Here is a 12213-nt window from a genome sequence, read left to right as displayed (position 1 = left end):
ATATTCCTTATGCGAATAAAACCGTGGTTGTTTAATACCCTCAAGTAATATCCTGCTCACATGGCTTCACTCGACTTCGAACCGCTGACGTACGACGAACTGTCGCCCGAGCGGCGGCCGACGCTGGCGCAGGCTCTCGTCCCCGTTCTCGGCGTCATCGTTTTCCTCGGAATCGGCTCGGGGTATCTCGGACTCGCGCCCCACGCGCCGCTCCTCTGGAGCATCGTTCTCACGGGACTGGTCGGCTACTTCTGGCTCGATCTCTCGTGGGACGACCTGTACGACGGCATGGCCAACAGCCTGCTGATGGGGCTACAGGCGCTTCTCATCCTGTTCACAATCTACGCGCTCATCGCTACGTGGGTTAGCGCGGGCACAATTCCCGGTATGATGTACTACGGGCTGTCGATACTCACGCCCGAGGTGTTCCTGCCCGTGACCGCGATTCTCGCGGCACTCGTCGCGTTCTCTATCGGGTCGTCGTGGACCACCGCTGGCACGCTCGGCGTCGCGTTCATCGGCATCGGGTCGGGTCTCGGCATCCCCGCACCGATGACGGCGGGTGCGATTCTGAGCGGGGCGTACGCGGGCGACAAGCAGTCGCCCCTCTCGGACACGACCAACCTCGCGGCCGCCGTCACGAACACGGACCTCTTCGACCACATCCGGGCGATGCGGACCGGCACCGTGGTCGCGCTCGGTCTCTCGATCATCCTCTACGCCGTCCTCGGTCTCCGCGCGGGCGGAGCGATTCCCGAGGGGCAGGTCGCCGAGATTCAGGGCGCGCTGGCGGGCACCTACAGCCTCTCGCCGCTCGTGTTCTTGCCGCTGGTCGTCACCTTCGGTCTCGCGCTCTACGGCTACCCGGCGCTCCCCTCGCTCGTGGCGGGCGTCTTCGCGGGCGTCTTCACGACGTTCGCGGTGCAGGGTGTCGGGTTCACCGCCGCGTGGGACGTGTTCCTGATAGGGACCGAACCCCAGACCGGCACCAAGTTGGTCAACAAACTACTGCACGTCGATGGTCTCTCCGGGTCGGCGTGGACCATCACCGTCGTCGTCGCCGCGCTCGCGCTCGGCGGAATCCTCGAAGGAATCGGCGTCCTCGCAGTGCTGGCCCACCACCTCGTGCAGGCGGTCCGCAGTTCGACCAGCCTCGTCGTGAGTTCCGGCCTGTCGGCGATTCTGGTCAACGTCTTCAGCGCCCAGCAGTACATGGCCATCGTGATTCCGGGGATGACGCTCCGGAACCTCTACGACGACTACGACTTGGAGAGCAGCGACCTCTCGCGCGCCGTCGAGGCCGCGGGGACCCCGACCGGTGCGCTCATCCCGTGGCACGCCGGTGCGGTCTACATGTCCAGTGCCTTGGACGTGACGACGCTCTCGTTAGCGAGTTGGTCGGCGTTCTGGGGGTCGTACTTCCCGTACTACTTCTTCGCGTTCCTCTCGCCGCTCGTCCTGTTCGTCATGGCGCTGACCGGACGCGCGACAACGCCGAACGACGCTGCCGACTCGTCGGCCACCGTCGCGGCCGACGACTGAGACGGCGCGTCCGAGACCCTTTTTCCGGGCGAGTTGTTTCGCGTGCCGTCCGCGAACACCGACTTACTCCCGGCGAGCGCCGGTCCCCGGCCGGTCGAATCCGGCGAGGTCGATGTCGCCCTCGGGCATCGGAACACCACTATAGGGGTCGTCGTCGAGCAGGAGCGACCCGTCGAGGTCGGCGTAGTCCAGCAGGGGCGCGAGGTGGGCCGCCGCCGAGATGGCGGCGTTCGTCTCAATCATGCACCCGAGCATGACCTCCAGTCCGTGCGCGCGAGCGGCGTGAATCATGCGCTTGGCTTCCCTGAGACCGCCGCATTTCATCAGTTTCAGATTGGCGATGTCCACCGTGTCCGCAATTCGGGGGATGTCCGCGAGCGTCACGCACGACTCGTCGGCCGCGATGGGGAGCGGCGAGCGGTCGCGGACGAACTTCAGGCCCTCGGGGTCGTCGGCCGAGACGGGTTGCTCGACGAATTCGAGGTCGTACTCGGCCACGGCCTCGATTTTCCGGACGGCTTCGCGGGGCGACCACGCCTCGTTGGCGTCCACCCGAATCGTCGCGTCGGGCGCGTGTTCCCGGACCGTCGAGAGTATCTCCTCGTCGCGGTCGGTGCCGACCTTGACCTTGAGGACCGAGTAGCCCCGCTCGACCGCAGTCTCGGTCTTCTCGGCCATCCGCTCGGTGGTGTCGATGCCGATGGTGTAGGAGGTCGGAACTGTCTCCGCGGGGTCGAGTCCCCAATAGCGATACAGCGGCAGGTCCGCGCGCTTGGCCGCGAGGTCGTGGAGCGCGACGCTGACCGCGCATCTGGCGGCCGGGTTGCGCTCGACGGTTTCGCGCATCCGGCGCTCGATGCGGTGGAGTTGGTGGGGGTCGCCGACCTCCTCGACTACATCGAGGAGGTCGGGGAGGACGGTCTCCACGGTGGCGGCCGTCTCGCCGTAATGGCTGGAGGGCGCGGCCGCCCCGACGCCCTCGTTGCCCTCGTCGTCGGCGATGCGGACCGCGACGTTCTCGGCGGTCTCTTGGGTCCCCCGCGAGATGGTGAAGGCGTTTTCGAGCGGGAGCGACAGGCGCTCGAACTCGGTCGTGAGGGTCATAGGAGTTCGTCTAACACCTCGTCGGCGTCGAATCGAACCGGGTCGGTCGCGGGCGCGTCGAGTTCGTCGGCGAACGTCTCGACGGCGTCGCGGGCCGCCTCGTCGTCGCCGACCTCTTTCGTGTTGAGCGCGCCAGCGACGATTTTGGTTTCGTAAACTGCCCGGGCAAGATTCTCGTAGAGGTCCACGTAGTCGGCGACCGGCGGGAGGTCGAACTCCTCGTAGCCGTGGACCGCCTCGCGGCCCGCCTCGTGACAGAGGACGAGTTTGTCGGCCATCGACCCGTGGAGGATGCCGCAGGTGACCGCCGAATAGGCCGGATGGACGATGCTCCCCTGTCCCTCCACGAAGAGGTAGTCGTAGTCGTCGCCGCGCTCCAGAATCATCTCCTCGACCGCGCCTGCGGTGAAGTCCGAGACCACGCGGTCGATGGGCGTGCCCCAGTTCTCTATCATGATTCCGGTCTGGCCGGTCGGGATGAATCCGACATCCGCGCCGCGCTCGCGGGCCGCCTCCAGCAGTTCCATCGTCGCGGTCATCTTCCCGACCGAGCAGTCGGTACCAACCGTGAGGACGACTTCGGCCTCGACTTCGTCGGCGACGCCCTGCGCGACGGTCAGGTCCTCGGGGGGCTTTCGCACGTCCCAGATGTCGCAGTCGTTCTCGTCGGCGAGGCGGGCGAACTCCTCGTCGTCTTCGAGGAAGTAGTGGAGACCCGAAATCAGGTCGGTCCCGCGCTCCAAGGCGGTGGTCACGTCCGAGCGCCACGTCTCGTCGAACCCACCGCCGATGGGGGCGATGCCGACGATGAGTGCGTCCACCTCGGGCGCGTCGGCCATCTCGGCGACGATGGGTGCGTCCTGCACGTCAGGGACGAACTCCGAGACTCGCTTTCCGGCGTTGTCGCGGTCGAGGACCGCCTCGATGTCGTAATCGGCGTAGCGCAACAGGCCGACCGCGGTCTTCGCGCGCTCGGGGAACTTCTCGTGAGCGAGTACGGCGACTCTCATGAGAGAAGGGTTGCGATACGGCGGTATAAATCTCAGTGTGACGGTAACGGATCACAGATTGCTGACGAGTCGTCGCGGGGTCTAGGGACCGGGCCGCACGAGTAGCCACGCGACGAACACCACGACGCCGCCGAGACCAGTGCTGGCCACGGCGTGGGCCCGGAGGCGGTCGAGCAGGTCGTGGGCGTCGTCGGTAATCTGGGCCACCTCGTACACCTCGCCGCCGAGTTCACATCGCGGGAGGAAATCCATGGCGACGTGGAGGAACACGCCCGCCGCGAACCCGAAGACGAGACCGTTGATGGGGTCGCTGGAGGGGAGTTTCAGAAGCGCGGACGGAATCGCTGTAATCCCGACGCCCGCGGCCGGAAGCAGGAGGACCGAGACCGGTTTGTCGGCCCGGCGGAGTCGGTCGGCCGCGGCGTAGCCCGCAGGACCCTTGTGAGAGACGATGGCCAGTCCGAGCAGGAGTCCGGGGTCGGGCATGTTACCGTAGACGAGTCCGATGATGGCTCCCGCGGCGAACGAGTGGGCGGTCAACTCCGCGGCGGTGTGGTCGAATGGCAGTTCCATGTGGGTCGCGCGGTGGCCGAGCGTGTGGGCCGAGAACCCGACGAGGACGCCGAAGGCGATGCCGAACCCGCCGAACTTCGGGTGGTGGCCGATGGCTCCCGGCACGATGAAGACGGCCGCGCTGGTTATCATCGCGCCGCTGGCGAGTCCGTACCCCCAGACCAACCGCCCGGCGTCGGTCGTCGCGCCGGACCGCTCGCCCACCAGCGCCGCGCCCGCCATCGCGGCGAACGCCACCCACGCGATAATCGCAACCTTGAGCGTGCCCGCGCGCAACGCGAACGCCGTGAGCGCGACGAGCGCGACGGGACCGAGAAGACCGAGACGAGAGAGTCGCATGTTGTTAACGAGTTCTGTGCAGTTAATAAGGCCTCCGATTGCGGTACTCAGGGCCGACAAGACCACGTCATCGACCATCTTTTTTGAACCCCCCGCGCCCGAGGCGCAGTTCGAGACCAGTTTCAACTACGAGGGGTATCGCATCACGCCAGAACAGAACACCTCTCCGAAGCTAATGCAGACCGAAACCGGGTGAGATAGCGCCGGAAATCTCACGCCGTCGCCTTCTTGAACTCCTTCAGACCGACGACGCCGCCGTCGAACGTCTCCGGGGCGGCCGCTGTGGCGACCCAGTGGAGGAGGTCCGCAGCGTCCTCGGGGTCACGGCCCTGCCCGCCGGTGAGGTCGGTGGCGACAGCGCCGGGGTCCACGACGCCGATTGGCTGGTCGATTTCGGCCGCGAACTGACGCACGACCGCCTCGACCGCGGCTTTCGAGACCGCGTAGGCACCGTACCCCGATTTCGCCTCGCGGGCGATTTTCCCGGAGGGGACCAACACTCGCGCGTCGTCGGCGAGATGCGGCAGGGCCTCCTTGACCGCGGCGAACACGCCGCGGGCGTTGGTCCGGAACGAGTCGTCGAACGCCGAGTAGGCGTCCTCGGCCAGCGGCGACTTGCCGGGACTGCCGTGGAAGACCCCGGCGCTGGCGACTATCACGTCGATGCCGCCGTCGCTCCCGCGCGCCGCGGTCTCCATCAGTCGCTCCACGTCGAACTCGTCGCGCACGTCGGCGCGCATCCCTTTGACTTCGCCGCCCGCGTCCTCGATATCCGCGACGACGGCGTCGAGTTCGTCTTGCTCTCTCGCGCAGACGACGACTCGCGCGCCCTCGTCGGCGAACCGCCGCGCGACTGCCGCGCCGATGCCTCGACTCGCTCCCGTCACGACCGCAGTCTGACCGTCCATACTCTGACTCAGGGACTCCGACGCCAAACCGGTTTCCGTCCGCACGCTCCCGGCGACTCCGCCACAGTTACGTCCTCCGAGCGGTCACGCTCGCCCGTGTTCAGAATCGGTCACTACGGCGTCTCGCTCGCGCTGTACGCTCCCCTCGGCGGACTGCTGCTCGCTGGCGGCCACTCGACCGCGGCCGTGGCGGGCGGCGCGGTCGTCTGCTGGCTGGCGATGCTCCCCGACTTGGACCACCGCCTGCCGGGTATCTCTCACCGCGGGCCGACCCACACGCTGGCGTTCGTCGCGCTCGTCGGTGGTGCGGTGTGGGCCGCCGCGAGCGCGGGGTCGTCTGCGGCCGGACTCGGCGGTCTCGCCGTCGGCCCGGTCGGGTTCCCGGCGTTCGCGGGTGGAATCGCTGGCTTCGCGGTCCTCGCACACATCGTTGGCGACCTGCTGACGCCGATGGGCGTCGCGCTGCTCTGGCCGGTCTCGGGCCATCGCTACACGCTGTCGCTGACGCCTGCCGACAACACGGCGTGGAACTACGGCCTGTTCGCGCTCGGGGTGTTCGCCACCGCCGCGGCGGCGTATCTCGGCGTCGCGGCGGCGACCGACGGGGCGGTCCCGCTGGTGAGTCTCTGAGTGATTCCGGCGATCCGACTGGGCCACGAACGTCTCGACGACTCACCGGTCCCGAAACGTGAGTTTGTCGGCCTTGTTGGTGACCGCCTGCATCATGCATCCGTGGCACACCCAAACGTCCCCGCCGTTGCGCGAGACCAGTCGAGTCCCGTCGGACTGCTGGCCTTCGCAGATGTCACAGACTCGCATACCGTAGGTTCATCGTCCCGCTGTTTCAATCTCTCGGGCGTCGGTCGGCGTTTCGGGCGCGTGTCGGCCCGCACGTCGGTCGTTGGCCTGCGCTCCAGTCGCGCGCCGATTCGACGGCAGACTTTACTCTCGCCTACCGACAGTTTCGATGATGCTCCTGACGCTGTCAGAGCGGGTCGTCCGCGTGGTCGGTCCCGACCCCGTGATACAGGGTCGAATTCCGGACCGTAGTTCGGCTAGTGTTATTATACGGCAAGCAATTATATCGGCGGCCGTCGTAGCCTCGCTATGGAACACGTCGAATACGTCTACACCTTCGGGATGACTCCCGCGGAGGTCGGAGAGTCACTCCGAGAGGGCGAAGTGGGGGTCCTCGCGCTCGCAAGCGACAGCGACGCCTACGCGGTTCCGGTCGGCTACCACTACGACGGCGAACGCCTCCTCGTCAGGTTGGGCGAGCGCGACGACAGCACGAAGATGGACTTCCTTGAATCCACCGGGACGGCGACGCTGGTCGTCTACGAGAAAGAGAGCGAAACCTCGTCGTGGAGCGTCCTCGTCCGCGGGAAACTCGTGGGACTTCCGCCCGAGACCGACCGAGAGATAAACGAGCAGTTCGGGCCGTTCCGCCTGTTCGACGAGGGCGTCGAGGACGTGGACGCCGCGGTGTACGAGTTACGGATGGAGGAGGTGACTGGGCGACGGACCGACTGACGAGGCGGGGTCTCGATGGAGAGAGTCCGTACCCGAGGACGGGGACTGACCTCGGGTACGGACTCTCGCGGACCCGCGCAACCTCTAACCCTCCCGAGACCCAACGGGAAGTATGAGCGAAAGCGACGACAAAGAGCGACGCGAGGACCTGCCCGAAGACGACGCCGAGTGGCGCGAACGCCTCAGCGACGAGGAGTACCGCGTCCTCCGAGAGGCTGGGACCGAACGGCCCTTCTCCGGCGACCACGTTGACCGGAAGGACGACGGCACCTACGCCTGCGCCGGTTGCGGCGCGGAACTGTTCGACGCCAAAACCAAGTACGATTCGGGATGCGGGTGGCCGAGTTTCTACGACGCGGACGACGACCGCATCGAGACTCGCCGCGACACCAGCAAGGGGATGGACCGCACCGAGGTGCTGTGTGCGAACTGCGAGGGCCACCTCGGCCACGTCTTCGAGGACGGCCCGGAACCGACGGGCAAGCGATTCTGCATCAACTCGGTCGCGCTCGATTTCGACGACGAGGAGTAGTCGAGCGCCGTCGGAAACCTCTGGACCCGAACATTTATTTTATTGATAGCTCTGTTGCATGACATGGTAGACCACTCCGAGGTACGTACCGAGTCCCGAGCCATGCTCGAAACAGAGACCGCAGACACGACCACTGAATCGACGGACGCCGAGCGCGACGACGAACCGTCCATCGACTATCGCGGGGCGACAGTCAAATACGCACCGGGCGCGCCGGTCGCGGGCAACCCCGTGCTGTTCGAGACCGACCACGCGCCCGACCACCCCGAGACCGAGTTCGAGTGGCGTTTCGGCGACGGCGCGACCGCGACCGGCAAAAAAGCGAGCAACGTCTACGACGCGGGCGGCCGGACGGAAGTCACCCTGACCGTCACCGACGGCGAGGGCGCGACCGAGACCGCCACCGAAACCGTGACGGTCTATCACGAGGTCGAGACCACGCTCGGCGCGAGCGAGGACGACCTCGTCTCGGTCGTCCTCCGCAGTGACGAGGAGTTCGCGCCGACCGAATCTGTCTCCGTGACCTCGCTCCGGTTCGGCGCGCCGACCGCGGTCGCTATGGGGTCGGGCGCGAGTCCGGTTCGGACCGAGACCGACGGCGACGACCTTCGCGTGTGGGTACGACCCGACCGGGCCGGACTCGACGACACTGAGACGGTTCGCGTGGCCGGGCGCACGACCGACGGTGTTCCGCTCGCGGGAACCGTAGACGTACGATAGCTAGTTCGACGCGGCAGTGTTCTCCGGAACGTAGCCACTCGATAGGTATGCCCCCGAGTCACACTTATCACGATACGGTGACTACGTCCAGACGAGACCTGATGAGCGAACCCGCTAGCGACGCGCCCGCGGGCGACCCGTCCCCGAGCGCGCCCTCCGCGACGACCGAGGAATCGGCTGGGACGAGCGTCGAGTCGGTCGAAATGACCGCCGACGCTCCCGAGACGGACGACTCCACGGAGTCGCCCGCCGAGTACGAACGCCTCCGGACGAAGAAAAAAGAGCGAACGGGCAACACTGAGGAAGCCACGGTCCGGGACGTGTTCGTCGGCGAGAGCCGAGTCGTCCTGACCGCGGGCTTCCCGTGGACGACCGACACCGAGCGACTGGTCTACGACCTCGACAGCGACCGCGATGTCCTCAAGCTAGAGGCGCTGGCCGAGTCGAAGGGCTTCGACTTCGAACAGGTGTCGTTTCTCGACGGCGAGAGCCTTTCAGTCGTCTACACCTGCGGCGAGTGGGTCCCGGAGGCCCAAATCGAGTACGTCGAGGGTGAGGGGTCGGCGAGTTCGACGTTCCTGACCGAACTCCGACTACTCGGCCGGGAACTGGCGCGCTCGCCCAAGTTCCTCCGGCGACTCGTCCGCCTCTCGCGCACCATGACGACCAAGCAGGCGGTCATCGCGGTCATCCTCGTGAAGAAGCTGATTATCCTCGCGCTGGTGGCGTGGCTGGTGCTGTAGCGACGCTCCGGGACCCCCACGGCGGGAACGCTTTTTCTCGCGCCGACCGAACGACGACCATGACCGATTCGGTTCCGGCCGCCGCCGAGGAACTGCTCACGAGCGAACCCCTGATGGCCCACTTCGCCACCTGCGCGGAGGGCCGCCCGCACGTCGCGCCGGTCTGGTACCACTACGACGATGGCGTGCTGGAGGTGCTGACCGGCGGGCGAAAACTGGCGAACGTCCGGGAGAACCCCCGCGTCGCGGTTTCCGTCCAGAAAGACGACGGCGGGCAGGCCGAGTGGATGGTCACCCTGCGCGGGACGGCGGAGGTGGTCGAAGACCGCGACGAGCGCCTGCGCGCGGCCGAGCGAATCAACCCGAAGTACGGCGCGTCGGCCGACGAGTACCCCGAGAACGTGTTAGTCCGCGTCGAGGTCGGGTCCGCGAGCTATCAGACGTACTGACCCCTCGGGCGTTGGCGACCGACAGACAAATTTTCCGTCGCCCCGACAGGTGACACATGACTACCTCGGACGCGAACGCGACAGCTTCGGACGCCGGGCGACGGCGGGACGCCTCGGTCGTCTCCGGTCCCGACGAGTCGGCCGACGCGACGGTCGGGGGCGCGCCCGCCGGAGACGCGCCGGGAGCGAGAGACGGCGACTCGTCGTCGCTGACCGACAAACTCGACACCGCGGGGACGATCATCTGGACCGGGTTCCTCGCGGCCATCGTCGTCTTCACGCTGATTCCGGTCGTCGGTCTCGCGGCGGGGTACGCCCCGTTCGCCCCGCCGGAGACGACGCCGTACTTCGCGCTCGTCGGGACCGCGTTCGTCGGGACCGTCGTGTTGGTCGGCGGCGCGATACTCGACGCGTGACTGAGTGTGCGAACACGCTTTTGGAACCCGACGCGTTCGTTCCAGTATGAGCAAGACGCCGTTCCGCGAGCGGATGTACCCCTGCGTTCGCTGTCGCCGCGACGTGCGCGTCGAGTCGCTGTTGCACCACTTCGCCGCGATTCACGACGAGCAGTTGGTGACCGCCGAGCGCGACGGGACCGACGCCTGCGCGCTCTGCGGGATGGAGCTGCCGGGCGACGACGAGAACAACGCGTGGAAACTGCGCGTGCGCCACTTCCGAGAGCATCACGGAAAGCGACTGCTGGATACCGACGCGATTCGCTAAAAAAGGGGCGCTATCCGACCGTTTGCGGGCGAGGCGACTCTACGAGTTGACGTTCGTGACCTTGAAGTGGAACGTCTCCTGCGTGCCGTCGCCGTAGGCCAGCGTCGCGGAGATGTAGTTGCCGCTGGGCTTGTCCTGAACCGGACTGACCGCCAGCGCGACGTTGCCGCCGTCGTAGAGACCGAACTCAGCGGTTCCGGTCGTTCCGGCGTCGTACACCGCGTTGGTGTCGAGCGAGCGGAGTGTCCCGTCCACGGGGAACCCGTCGGTGCTGTCGGCCGACCCCACGGTGTCGCCAGCGAGCGTGACCTCGGCACCGGAGCGTTTGATGGTGCTGACCGAGACGTTGGTGTCGAGCGCGAACTGCTCGACGGTGACCGACTCCTCGCCGACGTTTTCGAGCGTGAACGTCAGGCTCTTCGAACCGGAGGTTTCGGTCGAGGCCCGCGCCATGCGACCGGCGTCGCCTTCCTGCCCACCGCCGCCGGAACCGGGGTCGGCGCTGGCGTCGGGGTTCGTCTCGAAGATGGTCCCGGAGGCACCGACCGCGATGTCGTTGTTCGACTGGTCGATGACCGCCTTCAGGCCTTGGGAGTTCGGCGTCGTGTCCTTCGTCCACGACCCGTTCTCGCGGTCGAAGACGGACCCGGAGTTGCCGACCGCGTAGCCGTCGCCGTCGGTCATCTCGATGTCGCGGAGACCGGGCGTGCCGATCTTCTGTTTGAACCACTTGAGCTTGCCTTCGGCGTCGGGCTTGTAGCGGTAGACCGTGCCGCTCCCGCCGACGACCCACACGTCGTCCGCGGCGTCGGAGTCGATACCGTAGAACGAGACGTTCGAGTCAGCGATGCCGGTTTTCGTCCAGGAGGAGCCGTCGGTCGTGTGGAAGACCTTGCCGTTGCCGTTGATGAGGTGGCCCTTCCGGGCGTCGTAGAAGTCGATGGCCTTGATGGCCGCGCCCTGACCGGGCGACACGTAGTTCCACGTTCCGCTGGCACCGTTGCGGAACGAGTAGAAGACGTTACCGGAACCGCCCGCGACGTAGACGTTCGCGTCGTCGGCCTTGCCGGTCACGGCCACGTCCTTGAAGTTGTTCGTGGCGTCGTTCGGTGCGGAGTGGTTCACCAGATTTCCGGTCTCCACGTCGTACTCGCCGATAGCGCCCGACGAGCCGACGAACCAGAGGCGCTTGCCGTCGTCGGTCACGTCGGCACCGTAGAGGCTGTTGCCGTTACTGGTCGGGCCGTCGCCGATGACCTTCTTCCAGCCCTCGTCGGTGCGCTCGACGACGACGCCCCCGCCGCCGACCGCGAAGTCGTTTCGTGACGAGGAGGCAACGTCCCAGAGGGTCACATCGACCGGACTCGATACCAACTTCCACGATGCCGACTCGGCCGAGACTGCGCCCGTGCCGAGGGCGGACGCAGCGACTGCTGTGCTACTCATCTGCAAGAACCGTCGTCGCGTCGTATTGCGTTCGCTCATGTCGCAGTCGGCTCTGGTCGGCGATTGCTATTTCAAGGCCCGGCACTGTTTCAGCAGTTTCAACCGTTTAACTTTATTCTGCAGGCCGTAAGAGGACTGAATTCTCGGGTTTTGAGTATAATTTCTGTTAAGTAATGACGACTATAAACGATGAATAAACAATGCAAAATAGAGCGAAGACTTAAGGGCAAAACGGCGAACTCGCCGCTGATACGTTACTTTGTGACGCGACCTCTACCGGAAAAAGTAGCTCGCGCGCGCTCCGACGACGGGACGTTCGAGAACGAGAAGATATCGACTCAACCCAGAGAGCATCTAGATAAATTTTTTATATCTTCAGGATAAAATCCAGATGATGTCCGTAAAAAGCGATTCGTTCGGCACGACGCACAGCTCGACTACTCCCGACCTCAAAGACGAGTTCGAGGAAGATTTCACCGAACAGCGACAGTCCAAGCCGCTGTTCCGGATGGCGAGCTACACGTACTGCCACTCGAACCCGGTCTGTACGTTCTGTGGTCCCGAAGACTCGGACGCCTAACTCGCGCAAGT

General features: G+C 65.9%; 15 protein-coding genes and 1 pseudogene. 10 read left to right on the top strand and 6 right to left on the bottom strand.

All coding sequences use genetic code 11. The annotated features are described in order from the left end of the window. Positions 1 to 60: 60 nt before the first annotated feature. Entirely contained in the window at positions 61 to 1542 is a 1482-nt protein-coding gene (arcD, locus tag EP007_RS02790; RefSeq protein ID WP_128476201.1) for an arginine/ornithine antiporter ArcD, read from the top strand. A gap of 63 nt (positions 1543 to 1605) precedes the next feature. Here arcD and EP007_RS02785 read toward each other — a convergent pair whose 3' ends face one another. The 4 genes from EP007_RS02785 to EP007_RS02770 form a co-directional block, all read right to left on the bottom strand. Continuing rightward, positions 1606 to 2646 (bottom strand): dipeptide epimerase, encoded by a 1041-nt coding sequence (locus EP007_RS02785; protein ID WP_128476200.1) that lies wholly within the window; start codon positions 2644 to 2646, stop codon positions 1606 to 1608. After that, the gene (locus tag EP007_RS02780) at positions 2643 to 3656 is read right to left on the bottom strand and encodes a DUF1611 domain-containing protein (protein WP_128476199.1); all 1014 of its coding nucleotides are present in this window, start codon (positions 3654 to 3656) and stop codon (positions 2643 to 2645) included. Before EP007_RS02780 ends, EP007_RS02785 begins: the two co-directional genes overlap by 4 nt. An 81-nt stretch (positions 3657 to 3737) precedes the next feature. Further along, the gene (locus tag EP007_RS02775) at positions 3738 to 4568 is read right to left on the bottom strand and encodes a ZIP family metal transporter (RefSeq protein WP_128476198.1); all 831 of its coding nucleotides are present in this window, start codon (positions 4566 to 4568) and stop codon (positions 3738 to 3740) included. 212 nt (positions 4569 to 4780) lie between these two features. Further along, positions 4781 to 5476: an SDR family NAD(P)-dependent oxidoreductase gene (locus EP007_RS02770; protein ID WP_128476197.1), complete on the bottom strand. Its 696-nt coding sequence runs from the start codon at positions 5474 to 5476 to the stop codon at positions 4781 to 4783. A 96-nt stretch (positions 5477 to 5572) separates the two neighbouring features. Between EP007_RS02770 and EP007_RS02765 the strand changes: the two genes are divergently transcribed. Then, positions 5573 to 6106, top strand: coding sequence for a metal-dependent hydrolase (locus EP007_RS02765; protein WP_128476196.1), 534 nt, complete (start codon positions 5573 to 5575; stop codon positions 6104 to 6106). Positions 6107 to 6148: 42 nt separating this feature from the next. On the opposite strand, the gene EP007_RS17290 is transcribed toward EP007_RS02765, so the two are convergent. Next, a complete protein-coding gene (locus tag EP007_RS17290; protein ID WP_166035414.1) occupies positions 6149 to 6295 on the bottom strand; it encodes a hypothetical protein in 147 nt (48 codons plus the stop codon). 288 nt (positions 6296 to 6583) lie between these two features. Here EP007_RS17290 and EP007_RS02760 point away from each other — a divergent pair, with 288 nt between their 5' ends. From EP007_RS02760 to EP007_RS02730, 7 genes are all read left to right on the top strand, one after another. Next, complete coding sequence (locus EP007_RS02760) at positions 6584 to 7009, top strand: pyridoxamine 5'-phosphate oxidase family protein (protein WP_128476195.1); 426 nt, start codon at positions 6584 to 6586, stop codon at positions 7007 to 7009. Between the two features lie 112 nt (positions 7010 to 7121). Then, positions 7122 to 7541 (top strand): peptide-methionine (R)-S-oxide reductase MsrB, encoded by a 420-nt coding sequence (gene msrB, locus EP007_RS02755; protein WP_128476194.1) that lies wholly within the window; start codon positions 7122 to 7124, stop codon positions 7539 to 7541. A gap of 63 nt (positions 7542 to 7604) precedes the next feature. Continuing rightward, on the top strand, positions 7605 to 8261 hold the full coding sequence (locus EP007_RS02750) for a PKD domain-containing protein (protein WP_128476193.1): 657 nt from the start codon (positions 7605 to 7607) through the stop codon (positions 8259 to 8261). A gap of 101 nt (positions 8262 to 8362) precedes the next feature. Next, on the top strand, positions 8363 to 9004 hold the full coding sequence (locus EP007_RS02745) for a hypothetical protein (RefSeq protein WP_243700431.1): 642 nt from the start codon (positions 8363 to 8365) through the stop codon (positions 9002 to 9004). 59 nt (positions 9005 to 9063) lie between these two features. After that, on the top strand, positions 9064 to 9453 hold the full coding sequence (locus tag EP007_RS02740) for a pyridoxamine 5'-phosphate oxidase family protein (RefSeq protein ID WP_128476192.1): 390 nt from the start codon (positions 9064 to 9066) through the stop codon (positions 9451 to 9453). A 56-nt stretch (positions 9454 to 9509) separates the two neighbouring features. Beyond that, a complete protein-coding gene (locus tag EP007_RS02735; protein WP_128476191.1) occupies positions 9510 to 9869 on the top strand; it encodes a hypothetical protein in 360 nt (119 codons plus the stop codon). A 46-nt stretch (positions 9870 to 9915) separates the two neighbouring features. Beyond that, complete coding sequence (locus tag EP007_RS02730; RefSeq protein WP_128476190.1) at positions 9916 to 10176, top strand: hypothetical protein; 261 nt, start codon at positions 9916 to 9918, stop codon at positions 10174 to 10176. Positions 10177 to 10695: 519 nt separating this feature from the next. Here the strand turns inward: EP007_RS02730 and EP007_RS02725 are convergent. Next, a pseudogene (locus EP007_RS02725) lies at positions 10696 to 11661 on the bottom strand (twin-arginine translocation signal domain-containing protein); the annotation flags it as partial. A gap of 355 nt (positions 11662 to 12016) precedes the next feature. On the opposite strand from EP007_RS02725, the gene EP007_RS02720 reads away from it, so the two are divergent. Beyond that, entirely contained in the window at positions 12017 to 12202 is a 186-nt protein-coding gene (locus EP007_RS02720) for a hypothetical protein (protein ID WP_128476188.1), read from the top strand. Positions 12203 to 12213 lie beyond the last annotated feature (11 nt).

It is taken from the genome of Halorussus pelagicus (assembly GCF_004087835.1).
Classification (GTDB): Archaea; Halobacteriota; Halobacteria; order Halobacteriales; family Haladaptataceae; genus Halorussus; species Halorussus pelagicus.
The sequence above is the reverse complement of the archived record's forward strand: the minus strand, read 5'-3'. Positions and strand labels throughout refer to the sequence as shown.

Excerpts from the sequence above, each read along its gene's own strand:
- EP007_RS02745 (WP_243700431.1), top strand. The coding sequence starts at position 8,363 with ATGAGCGAACCCGCTAGCGACGCGCCCGCGGGCGACCCGTCCCCGAGC.
- EP007_RS02785 (WP_128476200.1), bottom strand. The coding sequence starts at position 2,646 with ATGACCCTCACGACCGAGTTCGAGCGCCTGTCGCTCCCGCTCGAAAAC.
- EP007_RS02740 (WP_128476192.1), top strand. The coding sequence starts at position 9,064 with ATGACCGATTCGGTTCCGGCCGCCGCCGAGGAACTGCTCACGAGCGAA.
- EP007_RS02735 (WP_128476191.1), top strand. The coding sequence starts at position 9,510 with ATGACTACCTCGGACGCGAACGCGACAGCTTCGGACGCCGGGCGACGG.
- msrB (WP_128476194.1), top strand. The coding sequence starts at position 7,122 with ATGAGCGAAAGCGACGACAAAGAGCGACGCGAGGACCTGCCCGAAGAC.
- EP007_RS17290 (WP_166035414.1), bottom strand. The coding sequence starts at position 6,295 with ATGCGAGTCTGTGACATCTGCGAAGGCCAGCAGTCCGACGGGACTCGA.
- EP007_RS02720 (WP_128476188.1), top strand. The coding sequence starts at position 12,017 with ATGTCCGTAAAAAGCGATTCGTTCGGCACGACGCACAGCTCGACTACT.
- EP007_RS02770 (WP_128476197.1), bottom strand. The coding sequence starts at position 5,476 with ATGGACGGTCAGACTGCGGTCGTGACGGGAGCGAGTCGAGGCATCGGC.
- EP007_RS02750 (WP_128476193.1), top strand. The coding sequence starts at position 7,605 with ATGGTAGACCACTCCGAGGTACGTACCGAGTCCCGAGCCATGCTCGAA.
- EP007_RS02780 (WP_128476199.1), bottom strand. The coding sequence starts at position 3,656 with ATGAGAGTCGCCGTACTCGCTCACGAGAAGTTCCCCGAGCGCGCGAAG.
- arcD (WP_128476201.1), top strand. The coding sequence starts at position 61 with ATGGCTTCACTCGACTTCGAACCGCTGACGTACGACGAACTGTCGCCC.
- EP007_RS02730 (WP_128476190.1), top strand. The coding sequence starts at position 9,916 with ATGAGCAAGACGCCGTTCCGCGAGCGGATGTACCCCTGCGTTCGCTGT.
- EP007_RS02775 (WP_128476198.1), bottom strand. The coding sequence starts at position 4,568 with ATGCGACTCTCTCGTCTCGGTCTTCTCGGTCCCGTCGCGCTCGTCGCG.
- EP007_RS02760 (WP_128476195.1), top strand. The coding sequence starts at position 6,584 with ATGGAACACGTCGAATACGTCTACACCTTCGGGATGACTCCCGCGGAG.